17 protein-coding genes and 2 tRNA genes are annotated in these 21,691 nt (G+C 58.8%); 1 reads left to right on the forward strand and 18 read right to left on the reverse strand.

The window, feature by feature from the left end:
- Positions 1 to 132 precede the first annotated feature (132 nt).
- From infB to rlmE, 11 genes are all read right to left on the reverse strand, one after another.
- The gene (infB, locus tag AC3I65_RS22465) at positions 133 to 2,655 is read right to left on the reverse strand and encodes a translation initiation factor IF-2 (protein WP_047229053.1); all 2,523 of its coding nucleotides are present in this window, start codon (positions 2,653 to 2,655) and stop codon (positions 133 to 135) included.
- A 27-nt stretch (positions 2,656 to 2,682) separates the two neighbouring features.
- Positions 2,683 to 4,164, reverse strand: coding sequence for a transcription termination factor NusA (gene nusA / locus AC3I65_RS22470; protein ID WP_047229054.1), 1,482 nt, complete (start codon positions 4,162 to 4,164; stop codon positions 2,683 to 2,685).
- Positions 4,165 to 4,223: 59 nt separating this feature from the next.
- Positions 4,224 to 4,682 carry a ribosome maturation factor RimP gene (gene rimP / locus AC3I65_RS22475; protein WP_025211790.1) on the reverse strand — a complete coding sequence of 153 codons (459 nt, stop codon included), beginning with the start codon at positions 4,680 to 4,682 and terminating at the stop codon, positions 4,224 to 4,226.
- Positions 4,683 to 4,822: 140 nt separating this feature from the next.
- Positions 4,823 to 4,899, reverse strand: a tRNA-Met gene (locus AC3I65_RS22480).
- Between the two features lie 97 nt (positions 4,900 to 4,996).
- Positions 4,997 to 5,082 (reverse strand) — tRNA-Leu (locus tag AC3I65_RS22485).
- 21 nt (positions 5,083 to 5,103) lie between these two features.
- Complete coding sequence (secG, locus tag AC3I65_RS22490; RefSeq protein ID WP_047229055.1) at positions 5,104 to 5,487, reverse strand: preprotein translocase subunit SecG; 384 nt, start codon at positions 5,485 to 5,487, stop codon at positions 5,104 to 5,106.
- 4 nt (positions 5,488 to 5,491) lie between these two features.
- A complete protein-coding gene (tpiA, locus tag AC3I65_RS22495) occupies positions 5,492 to 6,247 on the reverse strand; it encodes a triose-phosphate isomerase (RefSeq protein ID WP_047229056.1) in 756 nt (251 codons plus the stop codon).
- A gap of 66 nt (positions 6,248 to 6,313) precedes the next feature.
- Positions 6,314 to 7,651 carry a phosphoglucosamine mutase gene (glmM, locus tag AC3I65_RS22500; RefSeq protein ID WP_160893426.1) on the reverse strand — a complete coding sequence of 446 codons (1,338 nt, stop codon included), beginning with the start codon at positions 7,649 to 7,651 and terminating at the stop codon, positions 6,314 to 6,316.
- Between the two features lie 16 nt (positions 7,652 to 7,667).
- Entirely contained in the window at positions 7,668 to 8,519 is an 852-nt protein-coding gene (gene folP / locus AC3I65_RS22505) for a dihydropteroate synthase (RefSeq protein ID WP_488524183.1), read from the reverse strand.
- An 8-nt stretch (positions 8,520 to 8,527) separates the two neighbouring features.
- A complete protein-coding gene (ftsH, locus tag AC3I65_RS22510; RefSeq protein WP_047229059.1) occupies positions 8,528 to 10,441 on the reverse strand; it encodes an ATP-dependent zinc metalloprotease FtsH in 1,914 nt (637 codons plus the stop codon).
- A 192-nt stretch (positions 10,442 to 10,633) separates the two neighbouring features.
- Positions 10,634 to 11,284 (reverse strand): 23S rRNA (uridine(2552)-2'-O)-methyltransferase RlmE, encoded by a 651-nt coding sequence (gene rlmE, locus AC3I65_RS22515; RefSeq protein WP_047229060.1) that lies wholly within the window; start codon positions 11,282 to 11,284, stop codon positions 10,634 to 10,636.
- A gap of 107 nt (positions 11,285 to 11,391) precedes the next feature.
- On the opposite strand from rlmE, the gene AC3I65_RS22520 reads away from it, so the two are divergent.
- Positions 11,392 to 11,700, forward strand: coding sequence for a YhbY family RNA-binding protein (locus AC3I65_RS22520; protein ID WP_003177852.1), 309 nt, complete (start codon positions 11,392 to 11,394; stop codon positions 11,698 to 11,700).
- A 10-nt stretch (positions 11,701 to 11,710) separates the two neighbouring features.
- Here the strand turns inward: AC3I65_RS22520 and AC3I65_RS22525 are convergent, their stop codons facing one another.
- From AC3I65_RS22525 to dnaK, 7 genes are all read right to left on the reverse strand, one after another.
- Positions 11,711 to 12,115, reverse strand: coding sequence for a hypothetical protein (locus AC3I65_RS22525; protein WP_047229061.1), 405 nt, complete (start codon positions 12,113 to 12,115; stop codon positions 11,711 to 11,713).
- A 28-nt stretch (positions 12,116 to 12,143) separates the two neighbouring features.
- Complete coding sequence (gene greA, locus AC3I65_RS22530; RefSeq protein WP_027911987.1) at positions 12,144 to 12,620, reverse strand: transcription elongation factor GreA; 477 nt, start codon at positions 12,618 to 12,620, stop codon at positions 12,144 to 12,146.
- A gap of 2 nt (positions 12,621 to 12,622) precedes the next feature.
- A complete protein-coding gene (carB, locus tag AC3I65_RS22535) occupies positions 12,623 to 15,844 on the reverse strand; it encodes a carbamoyl-phosphate synthase large subunit (protein ID WP_047229062.1) in 3,222 nt (1,073 codons plus the stop codon).
- A 105-nt stretch (positions 15,845 to 15,949) separates the two neighbouring features.
- Positions 15,950 to 17,086 (reverse strand): glutamine-hydrolyzing carbamoyl-phosphate synthase small subunit, encoded by a 1,137-nt coding sequence (carA, locus tag AC3I65_RS22540; RefSeq protein ID WP_047229063.1) that lies wholly within the window; start codon positions 17,084 to 17,086, stop codon positions 15,950 to 15,952.
- 294 nt (positions 17,087 to 17,380) lie between these two features.
- Positions 17,381 to 18,187, reverse strand: coding sequence for a 4-hydroxy-tetrahydrodipicolinate reductase (gene dapB / locus AC3I65_RS22545; protein ID WP_107321860.1), 807 nt, complete (start codon positions 18,185 to 18,187; stop codon positions 17,381 to 17,383).
- Positions 18,188 to 18,196: 9 nt separating this feature from the next.
- Complete coding sequence (gene dnaJ, locus AC3I65_RS22550; protein ID WP_047229065.1) at positions 18,197 to 19,321, reverse strand: molecular chaperone DnaJ; 1,125 nt, start codon at positions 19,319 to 19,321, stop codon at positions 18,197 to 18,199.
- A gap of 366 nt (positions 19,322 to 19,687) precedes the next feature.
- Positions 19,688 to 21,604, reverse strand: a complete 1,917-nt coding sequence (dnaK, locus tag AC3I65_RS22555) for a molecular chaperone DnaK (RefSeq protein ID WP_047229066.1) — start codon at positions 21,602 to 21,604, stop codon at positions 19,688 to 19,690.
- Positions 21,605 to 21,691: the final 87 nt, after the last annotated feature.

Below are 21,691 nucleotides of genomic sequence, written 5' to 3' on the forward strand. Positions count from 1 at the left end.
TCAAACCCGTGAGGTCTGAAAGCGGCAAACGCCCGGCCTGACAAAAGCCAGACCGGGCGTTGCGTTTAGAGTCCGCCTGAGAGGCAGCGCATGTTCATGCGACTGCCCGGTGCGGCTCTTGAAGTACGCGAGTCAGAGGCTGCGAGCAACCTGGACCTTCTCGAAGACTTCGATCTTGTCGCCGACCTTGACGTCGTTGTAGCTCTTGACGCCAATACCGCATTCCATGCCAGCGCGGACTTCCGAAGCGTCATCCTTGAAGCGGCGCAGGGATTCCAGCTCGCCTTCGAAGATAACGATGTCTTCACGCAGTACACGGATTGGACGGTTACGGTGAACGACACCTTCGATCACCATGCAACCGGCGATCGCGCCAAACTTCGGCGAACGGAACACGTCACGCACTTCAGCGGTACCCAGGATGTTCTCGCGAACATCGCTGCCCAGCATACCGGTCAGGGCTTTCTTGACGTCTTCGATGATGTCGTAGATCACGTTGTAGTAACGCATATCCAGACCTTCCTGCTCGACGATCTTGCGAGCGCCGGCATCGGCACGCACGTTGAAGCCAAACAGTACAGCGTTGGAGGCCAGTGCCAGGTTGGCGTCGGATTCGGTAATACCACCGACACCGCCACCGACCACACGCACTTGCACTTCGTCGTTACCCAGGCCATTCAAGGCGCCGTTCAACGCTTCCAGCGAACCACGGACGTCGGATTTGAGGACGATGTTGAGCGTCTTCTTCTCTTCCTGGCCCATGTTCTCGAAGATGTTTTCCAGCTTGCCGGCGTGAGCACGAGCCAGTTTGACTTCGCGGAACTTGCCTTGACGGAACAGAGCCACTTCACGGGCTTTCTTCTCGTCAGCCACAACGCTCATCTCGTCGCCAGCGTCCGGAGTGCCGTCCAGGCCGAGGATCTCGACCGGGATAGCAGGACCTGCTTCCTTGATGGGCTTGCCGTTCTCGTCGAGCATGGCGCGCACGCGGCCATAGTTCGAACCGACCAGCACCATGTCGCCCTGGCGCAGGGTACCGTCTTGAACCAGAACGGTCGCAACCGGGCCACGGCCCTTGTCGAGACGCGATTCGACGACCACGCCACGGCCAGGAGCCGAAGGTGTAGCAGTCAGTTCCAGAACCTCGGCTTGCAACAGAACGGCTTCGAGCAGTTCGTCAACGCCGGTACCCATCTTCGCAGAGACCGGTACGAATGGAGTGTCGCCACCCCACTCTTCGGAAGTCACGCCGTGAACCGACAGTTCGCTACGGATGCGATCGAGATCGGCGCCCGGCTTGTCGATTTTGTTCACCGCAACCACCAGAGGGACGCCAGCTGCCTTGGCATGCTGAACGGCTTCGATGGTTTGTGGCATCACGCCGTCGTCCGCTGCGACCACCAGGATCACGATGTCGGTCGCTTTGGCACCACGGGCACGCATTGCGGTAAACGCAGCGTGACCCGGGGTGTCGAGGAACGTCACCATGCCGCGGTCGGTTTCAACGTGGTAGGCGCCGATGTGCTGGGTGATACCACCCGCCTCGCCTGCCGCAACCTTCGCACGACGGATATAGTCGAGCAGGGAGGTTTTACCGTGGTCAACGTGGCCCATTACGGTCACGACCGGAGCACGGGAAACCGCCTCGCCTTCAAACTTCAGGGACTCGGCCAGGGAATCTTCCAGGGCAGTGTCGCTGACCAGGGTCACTTTGTGGCCCAGCTCTTCAGCAACCAGTTGGGCAGTTTCCTGATCCAGTACCTGGTTGATGGTGGCCGGCGTACCCAGCTTGAACATGAACTTGATGATTTCAGCAGCCTTGACCGACATCTGCTGGGCCAGATCGCCCACAGTGATGGTCTCGCCGATTTTCACTTCACGCACGACAGGGCCGGTAGGGCTCTGGAAACCGTGGGCGTTGCGTTTCTTCAGCTTGGCCTTGCCGCGACCGCCACGACGGAAGCCATCGCTTTCTTCGTCGGTGGTACGTGGCGCAACGCGTGGCGCTGGCGCCTTTTCCTTGACCGAAGCACGATGAGGAGCGTTTTTGCGCTCGCCATCGCCACTGCCCCGACGGTTGTCGTCGGCACGTGGTTTGTCCGGACGACGCTGTTCGTCGCGCTTGCGGGTATCGGCCGCAGGTGCTGGAGCGGGTGCCGGGACCGGCGCGCTTTCACGCACAGGCTCGGCTGCCGGAGCTGGAGCCGCAACGGCTTCGGCCGGAGCGGATTGCGCAGCAGCAGGCTGGCGACGCGCTTCTTCTTCGGCGCGACGCTTGGCTTCTTCTTCAGCCTTCTGACGTGCAGCATTTTCTACTGCGCGACGTTCTTCCAGTTCGCGTTTGCGCTCGGCTTCGATTTCTTCCGGGCTGCGCTGTACGAAGACTTTCTTCTTGCGTACTTCAACGCTGATGCTTTTGCTACCGGCAACACGCAGGGTGCTGGTGGTTTTACGCTGCAGAGTGATCTTGCGCGGTTCTTCCACTTTCGCCTTGTGACTGCTCTTCAAGTGAGTCAGCAGGGACTGCTTCTCACTGTCGGTCACATGTTCCTCGGCGGCGGTGTGCGGCAGACCTGCCTCACGCATCTGCTGCAACAGGCGCTCTACCGGTGTTTTGACCTCATCGGCCAGTTGTTTCACCGTGACTTGCGTCATGCACTTCTCTCCTCAGGCCGCGCCTAATTACTCGAACCAGTGGGCTCGGGCGGCCATGATCAACTTGCCGGCACGATCATCGTCAATGCCGTCGATGTCGAGCAGATCGTCAATAGACTGCTCGGCCAGGTCTTCGCGGGTAATTACGCCGCGCACCGCCAGTTCCATCGCCAAATCCTTGTCCATGCCCTCAAGCGAGAGCAGGTCTTCGGCCGGATGGGCGTCTGCCAGCTTTTCCTCAGTAGCGATGGCTTTGGTCAACAAACGATCCTTGGCCCGAGCGCGAAGCTCGTTGACGATGTCCTCGTCAAAGCCGTCGATGTTGAGCATTTCCTCCACCGGTACGTAGGCAATCTCTTCCAGGCTGGTAAAGCCTTCATCCACCAGCACCTGCGCCAGTTCTTCATCGACTTCAAGCTCTTCGATGAAGTTGCGCAGGATATCGCCGGTTTCAGCTTGCTGCTTAGCCTGGATGTCCGATTCGGTCATCACGTTCAGTGTCCAGCCAGTCAATTGGCTAGCCAGACGCACGTTCTGACCACCGCGACCGATGGCCTGAGCGAGATTGTCTGCGCCAACGGCGATGTCCATTGCATGGGCATCTTCGTCGACGATAATTGCCGCCACTTCAGCAGGCGACATGGCGTTGATCACGAACTGAGCCGGGTTGTCGTCCCACAGGACGATATCCACACGCTCGCCGCCCAACTCGCCGGATACGGCCTGGACACGCGAACCACGCATGCCAATGCAGGCACCTTGCGGGTCGATGCGCTTGTCCTTGGAGCGGACCGCGATCTTGGCACGCGAACCCGGATCACGGGAGGCGGCCATTACTTCGATCAGGCCTTCAGCAATTTCCGGCACTTCGATGCGGAACAACTCGATCAGCATTTCCGGCGCGGTACGCGACAGGATCAGCTGCGGGCCCCGGTTCTCGGTGCGGATTTCCTTGAGCAGCGCACGCAGTCGCACGCCAACCCGGAAAGTTTCGCGAGAAATGATGTCTTCACGAGCCAGCAACGCTTCAGCGTTGTTGCCCAGGTCGACAATCACGTTGTCGCGGGTGACTTTCTTCACGGTGCCGGAGATGATTTCACCCAGGCGCTCGCGATAAGCATCGACGACTTGCGCACGCTCGGCTTCGCGAACTTTCTGCACAATGACCTGCTTGGCGGTCTGCGCAGCAATACGACCGAACTCGATGGATTCGATCTTTTCTTCGACTACATCACCTACCTTGGCGCCAGGATGCGTTTCTGCAACCTTGCTTGGCCAGGTTTCGATAGCCGGATCGTCCAGGTCGGCTTCTTCGACGACCGTCCAGCGACGGAAAGTCTCATAGGCACCGGTGTGGCGATTGATTTCCACACGCAAATCAACTTCGTCTTCAAACCGCTTCTTGGTAGCAGTGGCCAGAGCCAGCTCCAGCGCTTCAAAAATAACGTTAGCCGGTACGCCCTTTTCATTGGATACCGACTCAACAACCAGCAGTACTTCTTTGCTCATCGTACGCCTCGCCTTTCGCAAGCCATTGGATCCGCGGGATCCGCAGTATCTGGCACGTATCAGTCAAAACTGGGAATAATGTTGGCCTTGTCGATCATATCGATCGGCAACAGGAACTCATGGTCTTCTACCTGCACCACGACATCCTGCTCTTCTACACCGCGCAGAAGGCCTTGAAAGTTGCGTCGACCCTCGAAGGGCGAGCGCAGCTTGATCTTCACTTGTTCACCGGCAAACGAAGCGAACTGTTCAAGGGTGAACAGAGGGCGTTCCATGCCAGGCGAGGAAACTTCAAGGGTGTATTCGGAAGTGATTGGATCTTCGACATCCAATACACCGCTGATCTGACGGCTGACGATGGCGCAGTCATCCACCAATACGCCGCCTTCCTTATCGATATAAACGCGCAACAGTGAGTGGCGACCTTGAGCCGAAAACTCAATACCCCAGCATTCATAGCCAAGGGCCACGACCACCGGGGCCAACAAGGCCTGCAACTGTTCTAGCTTGCTCGACACCTGAACCCCCTCGTGCATGTTTGTGCATGCTGTGCAAATAAAAAAAAATGGGCGAATAGCCCATCCCTGAAACGCCGTTGAACAGCGGCGTTATAAAGTGTCCAGCTAACAAAAAGCCCCTTGGAAGGGGCCCCTGAAACTGGTTGCGGGAGCCGGATTTGAACCGACGACCTTCGGGTTATGAGCCCGACGAGCTACCAGACTGCTCCATCCCGCGACAAAGCTGGGGCGGAAGTATACGACCGATCCCTTACAGGGTCAATGTAACCCTTCCACCTACAAGAAAGCCCGCAATCGCGGGCTCTCCTGATAATTGGTACCGAGAAGGGGACTCGAACCCCTACACCCTATGGGCACAACCACCTCAAGGTTGCGTGTCTACCAATTCCACCACCTCGGCAATACAGCGTTTGAAACCTTCTTACTTCTGCTCTTGAGCTGGAGGCACGTCAGTCGCCGGATTGGCCGACTGTTGCTCTTGAAGCACCGGTACATCATCAGAAGCCGGTTGTTGCTTTGGTACTTCCAACACTGCTGGATTTGGCAAACCTACTTGAGTCAGCTCTTGAGCCTTCTCTTTAGCAAAGTAACCTAACCCCAAGCTGGTTATGAAGAAACCGGCGGCAAGTATAGCAGTAAACTTACTAAGAAAGGTAGAGGAACCTTGGCTTCCGAACACAGTATTTGAAGCACCTGCACCGAAAGACGCACCAGCATCCGCACCTTTACCCTGCTGCAGCAATACCAGGGCAACTACACCCAATGCACCCAGCAGATGAAAAACGACTACGACTGTTTCCAGCATTTTTTCAGTTTCCCGCGGCGCGACAGATCGCACCGAACTCATCTGCATTCAGGGACGCTCCACCAATGAGCCCCCCATCGATATCCGGCATGCCGAACAGTTCGACCGCATTGGCCGCCTTCACGCTGCCGCCGTATAGAAGCCGCACACCTCGTGCCACTTCAGAATTCTCTGCCGCCAACTGCGCGCGGATGGCGGCGTGCACATCCTGCGCCTGTTGCGGCGAAGCAGTCAGCCCGGTGCCAATGGCCCAGACCGGCTCGTAAGCAATGACCGCCTTTGCAAAAGCACCGACACCCAGCTCCTCGATGATGCTGCCCAGCTGACGCTCGACAACTTCAAGGGTCTTACCGGCTTCACGCTGCACAAGGGTTTCACCTATGCACAACACCGGAATCAGACCGCAGGCCTGGGCCGCAGCAAACTTGCGGATCAAGGTCTTGTCCTGCTCGCCCATGATCATGCGGCGCTCGGAATGCCCGACCAAAACCAGGGAACAACCTGCATCCACCAGCTGACTCGGCGCAATTTCACCGGTCAACGCGCCCTGCATGGATTCCACCGCGGAATTCTGCGCACCAACCGCAATCGACTTGCCTTTCAAACCATCAACCACTTGATTGATATACAGGCAAGGCGGGAATACCGCGACATCAACACCGCTTGACAAGGCCAGATGACGAAGGCCTTTGATCAGCTCAGCGACGCTGGCGCGGGTACCGTGCATCTTCCAGTTACCAGCTACCATAGGGCGACGCATGCTGTACCTCGTCGGTCAAAGTGGGCGCAGATGTTACCCAACCGATTGATGACTGGCAAGCCGAATTCAGGCAGAAACTTCACTAACAAGCTTCGCCAGCTCTTCAGCATAACCGCGGACCTGTGCTTCATCCTCGCCTTCGACCATGACCCGCACCAACGGCTCGGTACCAGACTTGCGCAATAGCACGCGCCCACGCCCGGCCATAGCCTGCGTTACGCGCTCGCTGGCTTGCTTGACCGTCGCATGCTCCAGAGGGTTCGCACCACCGCCGAAACGCACATTAATCAGCACCTGCGGGCATTTGCGCAACGCCTGACGCGACTGCGCAAGCCCTTCATTGCGCGCCTTGAGTGCCATCAGCACTTGCAAGGCAGCAATAATCGCATCGCCAGTGGTGGTGTGGTCAAAACAAACAATATGCCCGGAGTTCTCGCCACCGATCACCCAATTGCGCTCCAGCAGCTCCGAGATCACATAGCGATCACCGACGTTGGCCCGCACGAAGGGAATATCCAGGTCCACCAGGGCCAACTCGAGCCCGAGATTGCTCATCAACGTCCCGACCACGCCGCCCCGCAGCTTGCCGCGCCCGTGCAGATCGCGAGCAATGATGAACAGCAGCTCATCACCATCGACGACAGTGCCGGTGTGATCGACCATCAGAACCCGGTCACCGTCACCATCAAAGGCAATCCCGAGATCAGCCTGCTCGGCCAGCACGGCCGCTTGCAGCGCCTCGGTATGAGTGGAGCCGCAGTTGTGGTTGATGTTCAGCCCGTTAGGCTGGGCGGAGAGCACGACAACCTCTGCTCCCAATTCGCGAAATACGCTTGGCGCGACTTTATAGGTCGCACCATGAGCACAATCGACGACGATTTTCAGACCCGAAAAGCTCGTACCGGTGGGCACGCTGCCTTTGCAAAACTCGATATAACGACCTGACGCATCGTTGATCCGCGACACTTTACCGATCTTGCTCGACTCAACCACAGTCATCGGCGCGTCCAGCAGCTCTTCGATCATCAGCTCGATATCATCCGGCAGCTTGGTACCCTGGCCGGAGAAGAACTTGATGCCGTTGTCATCATGCGGGTTGTGCGAAGCACTGATCACGATGCCTGCCTGGGCCTGAAACGTACGCGTCAGGTAGGCAATGGCCGGCGTCGGCATCGGGCCGAGCAGCATCACATCGGCGCCCGCCGAAGTCAGGCCAGCCTCGAGCGCCGATTCGAACATGTAGCCGGAAATTCGCGTGTCCTTGCCAACCAGCACTTTGCAGGCGCCCATCTTGCGGAATGCCATACCGGCAGCCCAGCCGAGCTTGAGCATGAAATCAGGGGTAATGGGGTATTCGCCGACCCGACCACGAATACCGTCGGTGCCAAAGTATTTCTTGCTCATAAGTGCTCCGTCATTCTTATTCGGCTGAATCCACTGCTGCGATCATCCGCACAACATCCATCGTTTCGGCCACATCATGCACCCGCAATATGCGTGCGCCTTTAGTAATAGCCAGGGCCGCCAGCGCAAGACCACCGTACAGGCGCTCCCCCACGGGACGACCCAGGGCATTGCCTATCATGCTCTTTCGCGAAACCCCGACCAACAGGGGCCGCCCCAAGGCATGCAAGGCTTCCATATGTTTGAACAAGCTCAGGTTGTGAGCCAGCGTCTTGGCAAAGCCGAACCCGGGATCAAGAATGATCCGCTGCGCAGCAATACCTGCGGCGGCACATTGATCCAGGCGCTCCACGAGAAACTCTCCGACTTCCCTGGTCACATCATGATAGTGCGGGTCGTTCTGCATGGTTCCGGGCTCACCCAGCATATGCATCAGACACACCGGCAACCCCGTAGCCGCTGCGGCATCCAGGGCACCATCGCGCCGCAAGGCGCGAACGTCGTTGATCAACCCCGCTCCAAGCCGCGCAGACTCACGCATGACCGCAGGCGTGGATGTATCCACCGAGATTATGACATCAAGCTCACGGTGGATGCGCTCGACAATCGGCGCCACCCGCTCCAGCTCTTCGGTGGGCGAGACTGCCCGCGCGCCTGGCCGGGTCGACTCACCGCCGACATCGATCAGCGTCGCGCCGGCGGCGACCATAGCCTCGGCATGCCGCAACGCAGCATCAAGCTGACTGAATCGACCGCCATCGGAAAAGGAATCGGGAGTGACATTGAGAATGCCCATGACATGGACATGGGACAAATCAAGAACCCGGTTGCCGCAAGGCAACCGGGTTGAGGACTGAACAGAAGTCATTTCAAGCCTTAAACGTCAGCAGCCGGACCGCCGATCGGTGTCTCCGGACGCTCGCCCTGTACCGCCGGAGGCGTACCGGACGTACCGGTGCCGCCGCCCGACCAGTCACGAGGCTCGCGAGGCTCGCGACCTGCCATGATGTCGTCGATCTGCTCGGCATCAATGGTTTCATACTTCATCAGGGCATCAGCCATGGCGTCGAGCTTGTCACGGTTATCCGTGAGGATCTGCTTGGCGGTGCCATAGCACTGGTCGATGATGCTGCGCACTTCAGAGTCGATCAGCTTTGCCGTCTCGCCAGAGAAGCTTGCGTGCTGGCCACCGCCACCACGACCGAGGAACACTTCACCCTCTTCTTCGGCGTACATCAGTGGACCCAGTTTTTCGGACAGACCCCACTTGGTGACCATGTTCCGAGCAATCTGACTGGCACGCATGATGTCGTTGGACGCGCCGGTGGTTACACCGTCAAAGCCCAGTGTCATTTCTTCGGCAATACGGCCGCCGTAGAGCGAACAGATCTGGCTGATCAGCGCACGCTTGGACAGGCTGTAACGATCTTCTTCCGGCAGGAACATGGTCACACCCAAGGCACGACCGCGCGGGATGATCGAGACCTTGTAGACCGGGTCATGCTCGGGCACCACACGACCAACGATCGCGTGACCCGCCTCGTGATACGCCGTGTTTTGCTTTTCTTTCTCGGACATGACCATGGATTTGCGCTCCGCGCCCATCATGATCTTGTCTTTGGCCAGTTCGAACTCTTTCATCTCAACGACACGCTTGCCGGTACGAGCAGCGAACAGCGACGCCTCGTTGACCAGGTTCGCAAGGTCGGCACCGGAAAAACCCGGTGTACCACGAGCGATCACTGCCGGAGCGACGTCGTCACCCATCGGCACCTTGCGCATATGAACCTTGAGGATCTGTTCGCGACCACGAATGTCCGGCAGCCCCACCACGACCTGGCGGTCGAAACGGCCTGGACGCAACAGCGCAGGATCGAGCACGTCCGGACGGTTGGTGGCGGCAATCACGATGATGCCGTCATTCATTTCGAAACCGTCCATCTCGACCAGCAACTGGTTGAGGGTCTGCTCGCGCTCGTCGTGACCACCACCCATGCCGGCGCCACGATGGCGACCGACAGCGTCGATTTCGTCGATGAAGATGATGCAAGGCGCGTGTTTCTTGGCCTGTTCGAACATGTCACGCACACGACTGGCGCCCACACCGACGAACATTTCCACGAAGTCGGAACCGGAAATCGTGAAGAACGGCACTTTGGCTTCGCCGGCAATCGCTTTGGCCAGCAAGGTTTTACCGGTACCCGGAGGACCAACCATCAGCACGCCGCGTGGGATACGGCCGCCCAGGCGCTGGAACTTGCCCGGATCACGCAGGAATTCAACCAGCTCGCCGACCTCTTCCTTGGCCTCATCGCACCCGGCGACGTCGGCCAGGGTGGTCTTCACCTGGTCTTCAGAGAGCAGTCGGGCCTTGCTTTTGCCGAAACTCATCGGCCCGCCCTTGCCACCGGCACCGCCCTGCATCTGGCGCATGAAGAACATGAACACCGCGATGATCACCAGGATCGGGAAGCTGGCCACCAGAAGCTGGGTCCAGATGCTCTGCTGCTCAGGCTGCTTGCCTTCGACCACGACATGATTGTCCACCAGGTCGCCGATCAGGCCGTTGTCCTGAATCGCCGGACGAATGGTCTTGAAGCTGTCACCATCGGTGCGCTTGCCGGTAATCACATAACCATCGACGGCAACGCGCTCGACCTTGCCATCCTTGACTTGCTGGATGAAGTCGGAATAGTTGAGGGTCTGCGGCTCGTTAGGGCTGGAGAAGTTGTTCATCACGGTCACAAGGACAGCGGCGATGATCAACCACAGGATCAGATTCTTTGCCATATCGTTCAATTAACTACCCTCTGAAGCAAGCTCCGCTACTGGCGCGCGCTTCGCATGATATTCACCGGCCTAACTTACTACATTACCTACGACTCTGGCAGGCGCCGTCTGTAACCCTTTGTGAAACTCTGACCGCGTAATTTTCGTAACACGGCTCTTGCAAGGCGAGACAAAAAAAACTATCGGCCTTTATCAAAGACGCTCATCACTGGCTGCGCCTTCAATTCCCCGGAAGCCTCGCGCCAGCAGATACTGCTCACGAGAGCGATCGCGCGACGACAATGGCTTGCGCATCTGCACTTTGTCGAACAGCTTGCGCATCCCCTTGTGGTACTCATCAAAACCTTCACCCTGGAAGACCTTGATCAAAAAATCACCACCTGGGCGCAACACCCGCCCGGCAAGATCCAGGGCCAGCTCGCTGAGGAACATTGCTCGAGGCATGTCGACAGCCGCCAATCCACTCATATTGGGGGCCATATCGGAAATCACAAGGTCAACCTGCGTATTTCCGACAGCCTCGAGAATCTGCGCCAGCACGGCGTCTTCGGTGAAATCGCCCTGGATGAAGGTCACGTCGGGGATGCTGTCCATTTCCAGGATGTCGGAAGCAATCAATCGCCCCTGACCGCCGATCAGACGACTGGTCACCTGAGACCACCCCCCCGGCGCGGCGCCAAGGTCGATCACGGTCATGCCAGGGCGGATCAGACGATCCTTTTCCTGGATTTCGAGCAATTTATAGCTGGCACGAGAACGATAGCCGTCTTTTTGCGCCATTTTGACGTACGGATCGTTGAAATGCTCTCTGAGCCAGTTCTGGCTAGTCTTGGAACGGGCCACGGGCCACCTCTAAAAGATAAAACGGGTCGTGATTAACTGGGCGGTCCCGGACTCGCTCGGGTAAACTGGCCGCCGCTTTTTACAAGATCAGACGCAGGGGTCAGATTATGCCGCTCACTCAAGAGCAGAAGAAACAATACAAATCCATTGGCCACCATCTGAAACCGGTTTTGACTGTGGCTGACAACGGTTTGACTGAAGGTGTTCTAGCTGAGCTGGAACGCGCCTTGGGCGATCATGAGCTTATCAAGATCAAGCTCAATATTCTCGATCGCGAAGCCCGCCTGGCTGCCGTTGCCGAACTGTGCAAGACCGGCAAGGCAGACCTGGTGCAGGTCATCGGCAAGATGGCACTGATTTATCGCAAGAATTTCAGCGTCAACAAGCAACTGTCGAACGTTCACCGCTTCAAGTAATGCCAAAGGGTCAAGGGTGTGCTTCGCGCACCCTGCTGCTCCATCCGGGTACCGGTTGCAACACCAGCACCAACCCGGAAAAACCCAGCACCAGGTAGCTGAATACCTGCCACAGGCTCGCATCCGGCCAGCCGAGACGTACAGCAAGAAACATCCCGCACGCATACAACGACATGAGCAGCAACTGCCCACGAATGTCGCGCCATAGACTGTCAAGGCCCTCGGCCTGAACCAGCACCAAAGCCTGAAACACTACGCATGCCGAGGAAAAACCCACCAGAAGCGACGTCAGCATAGCTGCGATTTCATCGATGAGCAGCGGTGCCAGGCCGATTCGACCCAGCACCGGCAGCAAACCGACGTGCAACAACCAGACGCCGCCCACCCACAACATCTGGGTGAGCTGCCAGATCATGGCGCCGGCTCGCAGCGGACGCCTTCGCTCAGATGTGACGGACTTCGACAATCTCATACTCGATGACACCACCCGGCGTCTTCACAACCACTACATCGCCCTCTTCCTTGGCAATCAAGGCACGAGCAATGGGGGAGCCGACGGAAATCTTGCCAAGCTTGATGTCCGCCTCGTCCTCACCAACGATCTGGTAAGTGACGCTTTCATCAGTCTCAACGTTGGCGATTTCCACTGTGGTGCCGAAAATGACCTTGCCAGTGTGCGGGATCGTCGTGACATCGATGATCACGGCATTCTGCATGCGACCTTCGATATCACGGACTCGCGCCTCGACCATACCCTGCTCCTCGCGGGCAGCGTGGTATTCGGCGTTTTCCTTGAGATCGCCCAGCTCACGCGCTTCGCCAATCGCCTGGCTCAAGCGCGGACGCTCGACCTTGGTCAGGAAAGCGTGTTCTTCTTCCAGGGCCTTCGCGCCCTGAACCGTCATCGGGTACTTGGTTATGCTCATGCCTTCAATCCTGCATGTAGATCCTGCAAGCGACGCACGGTCTTCTCGGGACCGAACTTGAGCGCTTCGCAGATAGCTTCGCCCGCAGCAATGGTCGTGGTGCAGTAGATCTTGTGCTGCAGCGCGTTGCGACGAATGGAATACGAATCGGCGATCGACTGGCGACCTTCGGTGGTGTTGATGATCAGCGTGACTTCGTCATTCTTGATCATGTCGACCACGTGCGGACGCCCCTCGGTCACCTTGTTCACGCGGCGCACCTTCAAGCCAGCCGCCTCGATCAGCTTGGCGGTACCGGCAGTGGCGACCACTTCGAAGCCCAAGTTGATCAGATCACGGGCCACGCCTGCAACCAGCGGCTTGTCGTCATCACGCACGCTGATGAACGCCGTGCCGCCAGTTGGCAGAACTTCGCTGGCGCCCATCTGGGCCTTGGCAAAAGCTTCGCCGAAGGTATCGCCCACGCCCATGACTTCGCCGGTGGACTTCATTTCAGGGCCAAGGATCGGGTCCACGCCAGGGAACTTGGCGAACGGGAACACCGCTTCTTTGACGCTGTAGAAGTTCGGAATGATTTCCTTGGTGAAGTTCAGCTCTTTCAGGGTCTTACCGGCCATGACCCGTGCAGCGATCATCGCCAGGGACACACCGATGCACTTGGAGACGAACGGTACGGTACGGGACGCGCGCGGGTTGACTTCGATGACGTAGATGTCCTCGCCCTGCAGGGCCAGTTGCACGTTCATCAGGCCGACCACGCCCAGCTCCAGGGCCATTTTCTTGACCTGCTCGCGCATTTCGTCCTGGATGTGGGCCGGCAACGAATAAGGCGGCAGCGAACAAGCGGAGTCACCGGAGTGAACACCGGCCTGCTCGATGTGCTGCATGATCGCGCCGATCACCACGTCCTTGCCGTCACAGACCGCATCCACGTCCATTTCGATGGCGCAGTTGAGGAAGTGGTCCAGCAGCACCGGGCTGTCGTTGGACACCTGAACCGCTTCGCGCAGGTAGCGCTTGAGTTCGTCTTCCTGGTAAACGATTTCCATCGCCCGACCGCCCAGTACATAGGACGGCCGCACCACCAGCGGGTAACCGATCTTGGCGGCGGCGCGAATCGCTTCGTCTTCGCTGCGCACGGTAGCGTTAGGCGGCTGACGCAGGTTCAGACGCTCAACCATCTGCTGGAAGCGCTCACGGTCTTCGGCACGGTCGATGGCATCCGGGCTGGTCCCGATGATCGGCACACCGGCCGCTTCAAGGGCACGCGCCAGTTTCAGAGGGGTCTGGCCACCGTACTGGACGATCACGCCTTTTGGCTTCTCGACACGGACGATTTCCAGCACGTCTTCCAGGGTCACTGGTTCGAAATACAGGCGATCGGAGGTGTCGTAGTCGGTGGACACGGTTTCCGGGTTGCAGTTGACCATGATGGTCTCGTACCCGTCGTCGCGCAGGGCCAGTGCCGCGTGCACGCAGCAGTAGTCGAACTCGATGCCTTGGCCGATCCGGTTAGGACCGCCACCCAGGATCATGATCTTGTCACGCGTCGACGGCGCGGCTTCACACTCTTCCTCGTACGTGGAGTACAGGTAAGCAGTGTCGGTGGCGAATTCGGCGGCGCAAGTGTCCACGCGCTTGTAGACCGGGAACACTTCAAGCTTGTGACGATGACTGCGCAGGCTCTTCTCGGTCACACCCAGCAGTTTTGCCAGGCGCATGTCGGAGAAGCCCTTGCGCTTGAGGCGGAACATCGTGTCGTGGTCAATGCTGGACATGCCCAGGGTCTTGACCTTCTCTTCTTCCTTGATCAGATCTTCGATCTGCACCAGGAACCAAGGGTCGATCATGTTCATGCCGAAGATCTGCTCGACGGTCATGCCGGCACGGAAGGCGTCCGCCACGTACCAGATCCGCTCGGCGCCCGGCACGGTCAGCTCACGCTTGAGCTCGCTCATGGCGTCCGGGTGGCTCAGGTCCAGCTTCGGATCGAGGCCGCAAACACCTACTTCCAGACCGCGAAGAGCCTTCTGCAGGGATTCCTGGAAGGTCCGGCCGATGGCCATGACTTCACCGACCGACTTCATCTGAGTGGTCAGGCGGGCGTCGGCCTTGGCGAATTTCTCGAAGGCGAAACGTGGCAGCTTGGTGACGACGTAGTCGATGGACGGCTCGAAAGACGCCGGGGTCTTGCCACCGGTGATGTCGTTCGACAGTTCGTCCAGGGTGTAACCCACAGCCAGTTTGGCCGCGACCTTGGCGATCGGGAAGCCGGTGGCTTTCGAGGCCAGGGCCGAGGAACGGGATACCCGCGGGTTCATCTCGATGACCACCATGCGACCGGTGTTCGGGCAGATGCCGAACTGGACGTTGGAGCCGCCGGTTTCCACGCCGATCTCGCGCAGTACCGCCAGGGAGGCGTTACGCAGGATCTGGTATTCCTTGTCAGTCAGCGTCTGGGCGGGTGCGACGGTGATGGAGTCACCGGTGTGCACGCCCATCGGGTCGAAGTTTTCGATGGAGCAGACGATGATGCAGTTGTCCTTCTTGTCGCGGACAACTTCCATTTCATATTCTTTCCAGCCGATCAGGGATTCGTCGATCAGCAGCTCTTTGGTCGGCGACAGATCCAGACCGCGGGCACAGATTTCTTCGAATTCTTCACGGTTGTAAGCGATACCGCCACCGGTGCCGCCCATGGTGAAGGACGGACGGATGATGCACGGGAAGCCGAGGCGCTCCAGGACGGCGTTGGCTTCTTCCATGCTGTGGGCGATGCCCGAGCGTGGGCAGTCCAGGCCGATGGATTTCATCGCCTTGTCGAAGCGCGAACGGTCTTCGGCCTTGTCGATGGTGTCGGCGTTGGCGCCGATCATTTCCACACCGAACTTCTCCAGGACGCCTTCACGTTCCAGGTCCAGGGCGCAGTTCAATGCAGTCTGGCCACCCATGGTCGGCAGCAGTGCGTCCGGGCGCTCCTTCTCGATGATCTTGGCAACGGTCTGCCACTTGATCGGCTCGATGTAGGTGGCGTCGGCCATGGCCGGGTCGGTCATGATGGTGGCCGGGTTGGAGTTCACCAGGATGACGCGATAGCCCTCTTCGCGCAGGGCTTTACAGGCCTGGGCGCCGGAGTAGTCGAATTCGCAGGCCTGGCCGATCACGATCGGGCCAGCGCCGAGAATCAGGATGCTTTTTATGTCTGTACGTTTTGGCATGGGTTTGTCACTCAAATCCGCAGGTCAGTCGGCTAGGCCGTCGAACAATCTTTGCAGCGCCCAAGGGGACCACCGGTTTCGGGGCCGCCCTCAGGCTTCACGCGGTCAGCGTCGCTTGGCCATCTCGGTGATGAAGCGATCGAACAGCGGCGCTACATCGTTCGGGCCAGGGCTCGCTTCAGGGTGGCCCTGGAAGCTGAATGCGCTCTTGTCGGTACGCTCGATGCCTTGCAGCGTGCCGTCGAACAGCGACTTGTGGATCGCCCGCACGTTTGCCGGCAGGGTCGCCTCATCCACCGCAAAGCCGTGGTTCTGACTGGTGATCATCACCACGCCAGTATCCAGGTCCTGGACCGGGTGGTTGGCGCCGTGGTGGCCGTGCCCCATTTTCAAGGTCTTGGCGCCCGAAGCGAGGGCCAGCAACTGATGACCGAGGCAGATGCCGAACACCGGGATCTCGGTTTCCAGCACGTCCTTGATCGCCTGGATCGCGTAGTCGCAAGGCTCGGGATCACCCGGGCCGTTGGACAGGAACACGCCGTCAGGATTGAGGGCCAGGACATCTGCCGCCGGAGTTTGCGCCGGTACCACGGTCACGCGGCAACCACGCTCCACGAGCATGCGCAGGATGTTCAGCTTGACGCCGTAGTCGTACGCAACCACGTGGTACGGCAGCTCGGAAGCCTCGATCGTCGCGTGGCTGTCGGTCTTCAAGTCCCAGACTGTGGAGCGCCACTCGTACTGTTTCTTGGTGCTGACGACTTTCGCCAGATCCATGCCTTTAAGGCCAGGGAAGCCCTGGGCAGCGGCGATGGCGGCTTCTTCGGTGATGTTGTCACCAGCCATGATGCAGCCGTTCTGCGCGCCCTTCTCGCGAAGGATGCGGGTCAGGCGACGGGTGTCGATACCGGCGATTGCCACAACGTTGTTGGCTTTGAGGTAGTCGGACAGGGACATGGTGTTACGCCAGTTGCTCGCTACCAGCGGCAGATCACGGATGACCAGGCCGGCGGACCAGACACGATCGGACTCGGCATCTTGCGGCGTGGTGCCGGTGTTGCCGATGTGCGGGTAAGTCAAAGTAACGATTTGCTGGGCGTAGGAAGGATCGGTAAGAATTTCCTGATAGCCGGTCATTGCGGTGTTAAACACCACCTCACCAACGGTCTGGCCGTCGGCTCCAATGGCTTCGCCGCGAAAAATGCTGCCATCAGCAAGGGCGAGTATGGCTGGCTTAGTCAAGAAGACCTCCCGTAAATAAAGCCTGAAAGGGCGATCGCAGGTTGTAAAAAAGCGGAGTGACGTATGGACACGTCACCCCGCTTGTTCACTGAATTATTCTGCGCGCTTTTAGTGGACACACTAAAGCTGTAGCTTACAGAAAAAGGCTTTTTTGGTCCACCGCTAATGAGCCTTAAAGGCAGGGGAATGCGACAGGTCGTCGCGAGGCGGTGTAAAACGGGGCTCAGTATAACCTGAACCCCGCTTTCTGGCGCTGCGTCTGGCAAAAGGTTTGCCAGACAGCACACCGGAACATCAACGCAGGTCGAGAACATCCTGCATGTCGTACAGACCAGCCGGGCGGCCATCCAGCCACAACGCGGCACGCACCGCACCCTTGGCGAAGGTCATGCGGCTTGACGCCTTGTGAGTGATCTCCAGACGCTCGCCCTCTGTGGCGAACAGCACGGTGTGATCCCCCACCACATCCCCACCACGAACCGTGGCGAAACCGATGGTGTCGCGCTCACGGGCACCGGTATGCCCTTCGCGTCCGTAGACGGCCACCTTCTGCAGATCGCGACCCAAGGTATCGGCAATCACTTCGCCCATGCGCAGGGCCGTGCCCGAAGGCGCGTCGATCTTGTGCCGGTGGTGAGCCTCGATGATTTCGATATCCGCATCGTCACCCAGAACCCGAGCCGTCATCTCCAGCAGCTTCAACGACAGATTCACACCCACGCTGAAGTTCGCCGCAAAAACGATCGGAATATCGTTGCCAGCCTCGGCCAATAACTGCTTTTGCGCAGCATCCAGCCCGGTCGTGCCAATGACCATGGCCTTGCCATGCTTGCGGCAAATGGCCAGATTTTTCAGCATCACTTGCGGCAGGGTGAAATCGATCAGGACATCGAACTCATCCAAGACCTTTTCCAGGCCACCGGACATCGGCACCCCGATACGCCCCAGGGAGGCCAGCTCGCCCGCATCAGCACCGACCAGCGTGCTGTCGGGACGGACGATAGCGGCTGTCAGGCCCGAGAGCGGCGAGCGCTGCTGCACCGCCTCGACCAACGCCTTGCCCATGCGCCCGGCAGCGCCCATCACAGCTATACGTCGCATGCGAGCTCCTTACAGATCGCCGAAGAAGCGCTTCACGCCTTCGAACCAACCGGTGGTTTTCGGGGAGTGGCTGTTATCGTCCGCCAGCGAGCTGCGGAACTCTTCCAGCAATTCGCGCTGACGCCGACTCAGATTGACCGGAGTCTCCACCGCAACACGGCACATCAGGTCACCCGCACCGCCGCCACGCACCGGCGCAACACCCTTGCCGCGAATCCGGAACTGCTTGCCGGTTTGCGTGCCCTCGGGGATTTTCAGCTTCACGCGACCATCGAGGGTCGGGATCTCAAGCTCACCGCCCAAGGCCGCATCGACGAAACTGATCGGCACTTCGCAGAACAGATGCTTGCCGTCGCGCTGGAAGATCGCGTGCTCACGCACGTTGATGACCACGTACAGGTCGCCAGTCGGACCGCCCTGGGCACCCGCCTCGCCTTCGCCAGACAAACGGATGCGGTCACCGGTATCGACACCGGCCGGCACTTTCACCGACAGCGTCTTGTACTCTTCGACGCGCCCTTCGCCGTGGCAGGAATCGCACGGATCGGAAATGATCTTGCCCTGGCCATGGCAACGCGGACAGGTCTGCTGCACAGAGAAGAAACCCTGTTGCATGCGCACCTGACCGATGCCGCCGCAAGTCGGACAGGTGACGGGCGAGGAGCCCTTCTTGGCGCCCGAACCGTCACACGGCTTGCAATTGACCAGCGTGGGAACGCGGATGTTGACGGTGGTACCGCGCACCGCCTCTTCCAGGTTCAACTCCAGCGTGTAGCGCAAATCGCTGCCGCGCTGGGCGCCGCCACGAGCACCACCGCGACCGCCACCGAAGAAGTCGCTGAACACGTCGCCAAAAATATCGGAGAAGTTCTGCCCGCCAAAACCGGCACCGCCGCCGCCCATGCTCGGGTCGACACCGGCATGACCGTACTGGTCGTAAGCCGCACGCTTGCTGGAATCGGACAGTACTTCGTAAGCCTCATTGGCTTCCTTGAACAACTCTTCCGACGCTTTGTCGTCGGGATTACGGTCCGGGTGGTGCTTCATTGCCAGACGACGGTAGGCCTTTTTCAGGTCCGCGTCGCTTGAACCACGCTCGACACCCAATACTTCGTAATAGTCACGCTTTGCCATTAGTCTTTGCACTCTTATAGGACGTCCGGCAAACCTCTCCTGAACCTTGCCAAACTCGTTGAGCCCCAATACAGGCCCGGACCCAACTCACGTCAATTCAACGATCCTGGTCTTGGGCCTTGTACGAAAAGTGGCTGAGCGACGATTCGTACAAACCCACATCTTTCAGCCAGGGAACCGGCCAAAACGCGGCGTCTCTCGCTCGGAAAGCAGGAGCATTCCCGATCACACCGCCAACATCCGAACGCTGTCGCATGCTGTAAAAATTCACTGACTCCAGACACGCCAACGCGGGAGCAAGCTCCCGCGCGGCGACATCCTACCAGTCACCGCACAAATGCAGTCAACCGGCCGACCAACAAGCGATTACTTGTGGTCTTTCACTTCTTCGAACTCGGCATCAACGACATCATCGGCTTTTTCGGCCGACTCGCCTTGCTGCGCTGCGCCTTCAGCCGGCTGAGCCTGCTCGGCGTACATCTTCTGAGCCACTGGAGCGGAGACCTTGGACAGTTCTTCGATCTTCGCCTCGATGGCCGCCTTGTCGTCACCTTTGACAGCCGCTTCAAGGGCAACCACAGCTGCCTCGATGGCGGTTTTCTCTTCAGCGGTCACTTTATCGCCAGCATCAGCGACCATCTTGCGAGTCGAGTGCACCAGGGCATCACCCTGGTTGCGGGCACTGGCCAGCTCCTCGAACTTGCGGTCTTCTTCGGCGTTGACTTCAGCATCGCGAACCATCTGCTGAATTTCTTCCTCGGACAGACCGGAGTTGGCCTTGATCACGATCGACTGGGTCTTGCCGGTGGCCTTGTCTTTCGCACCAACGTGCAGGATGCCGTTGGCGTCGATGTCGAAGGTCACTTCGATTTGTGGCACGCCACGTGGAGCTGGCGGAATCTCGGCCAGGTCGAACTTGCCCAGGGACTTGTTCTGCGCGGCTTGCTTGCGCTCACCCTGCAGCACGTGAATGGTCACGGCGTTCTGGTTGTCATCGGCGGTCGAGAACACTTGGGATTTCTTGGTAGGAATCGTAGTGTTTTTCTCGATCAGCGCAGTCATCACGCCACCCATGGTTTCGATACCCAGGGTCAGCGGGCTGACGTCGAGCAGCAGAACGTCTTTCACGTCACCGGCCAGAACAGCACCCTGGATGGCGGCACCCATGGCAACGGCTTCGTCCGGGTTCACGTCTTTACGCGCTTCTTTACCGAAGAAATCGGTTACCAGCTTCTGAACCAGCGGCATACGGGTCTGGCCGCCGACCAGGATCACGTCGTTGATCGAGCCAACGTCGATACCGGCGTCCTTCATTGCAATGCGGCAAGGTTCGATGGTGCGCTGAACCAGGTCTTCCACCAGCGCTTCGAGCTTGGCGCGGGAGATTTTCACGTTCAGGTGCTTCGGCCCCGTGGCGTCTGCAGTGATGTACGGCAGGTTCACGTCGGTCGACTGGCTCGAGGACAGCTCGATCTTGGCTTTTTCGGCAGCTTCTTTCAGACGCTGCATGGCCAGCGGGTCACCCTTGAGGTTCATGCCGCTTTCTTTCTTGAATTCGTCGACGAGGTAGTCGATCAGACGAATGTCGAAGTCCTCACCACCGAGGAAGGTGTCACCGTTGGTGGCCAGTACTTCGAACTGGTGCTCACCATCGACTTCAGCGATCTCGATCACGGAGACGTCGAAGGTACCGCCACCCAGGTCATAAACGATCACGGTGTGATCGCCCTTGGCCTTGTCCATACCGTAAGCCAGAGCGGCCGCGGTTGGTTCGTTGATGATGCGCTTGACGTCCAGGCCCGCGATGCGGCCGGCGTCTTTGGTCGCCTGACGCTGGCTGTCGTTGAAGTAGGCCGGAACAGTGATGACCGCTTCGGTCACCGCTTCGCCGAGGTAGTCTTCGGCGGTTTTCTTCATTTTCTTCAGGATTTCCGCCGAGATCTGTGGCGGCGCCATTTTCTGGCCGTTCACTTCAACCCAGGCGTCGCCGTTGTCAGCCTTGGCGATTTTGTAAGGCACCATCTTGATGTCTTTCTGAACGACTTCTTCGTCGAACTTGCGACCGATCAGACGCTTCACCGCGTAGAGGGTGTTATGCGGATTGGTCACTGCCTGACGCTTGGCCGACTGGCCAACCAGAATTTCGCCATCGTTGGCGTACGCGATGATCGACGGCGTAGTACGCGCGCCCTCAGCGTTTTCAATTACTTTGGCCTTGCCGTTTTCCAGCACGGAGACGCACGAGTTGGTGGTCCCCAGGTCGATACCGATAATCTTGCCCATGTTAACTCTCCCGGAACTTGGATTTTGTTGCCGCAGCAGTGGTGGCTAACTGCGGTAGCACTTAAACGCTTGACTTCTAAATGGGGC

It is taken from the genome of Pseudomonas sp. N-1-13, assembly GCF_057787095.1.

Coding starts and splice junctions, on each gene's coding strand:
- infB (WP_047229053.1), bottom strand. CDS start 2,655: ATGACGCAAGTCACGGTGAAACAACTGGCCGATGAGGTCAAAACACCG.
- AC3I65_RS22525 (WP_047229061.1), bottom strand. CDS start 12,115: ATGATCTGGCAGCTCACCCAGATGTTGTGGGTGGGCGGCGTCTGGTTG.
- dapB (WP_107321860.1), bottom strand. CDS start 18,187: ATGCGACGTATAGCTGTGATGGGCGCTGCCGGGCGCATGGGCAAGGCG.
- carB (WP_047229062.1), bottom strand. CDS start 15,844: ATGCCAAAACGTACAGACATAAAAAGCATCCTGATTCTCGGCGCTGGC.
- ftsH (WP_047229059.1), bottom strand. CDS start 10,441: ATGGCAAAGAATCTGATCCTGTGGTTGATCATCGCCGCTGTCCTTGTG.
- nusA (WP_047229054.1), bottom strand. CDS start 4,164: ATGAGCAAAGAAGTACTGCTGGTTGTTGAGTCGGTATCCAATGAAAAG.
- glmM (WP_160893426.1), bottom strand. CDS start 7,651: ATGAGCAAGAAATACTTTGGCACCGACGGTATTCGTGGTCGGGTCGGC.
- folP (WP_488524183.1), bottom strand. CDS start 8,519: ATGACTTCTGTTCAGTCCTCAACCCGGTTGCCTTGCGGCAACCGGGTT.
- dnaJ (WP_047229065.1), bottom strand. CDS start 19,321: ATGGCAAAGCGTGACTATTACGAAGTATTGGGTGTCGAGCGTGGTTCA.
- dnaK (WP_047229066.1), bottom strand. CDS start 21,604: ATGGGCAAGATTATCGGTATCGACCTGGGGACCACCAACTCGTGCGTC.
- AC3I65_RS22520 (WP_003177852.1), top strand. CDS start 11,392: ATGCCGCTCACTCAAGAGCAGAAGAAACAATACAAATCCATTGGCCAC.
- secG (WP_047229055.1), bottom strand. CDS start 5,487: ATGCTGGAAACAGTCGTAGTCGTTTTTCATCTGCTGGGTGCATTGGGT.
- tpiA (WP_047229056.1), bottom strand. CDS start 6,247: ATGCGTCGCCCTATGGTAGCTGGTAACTGGAAGATGCACGGTACCCGC.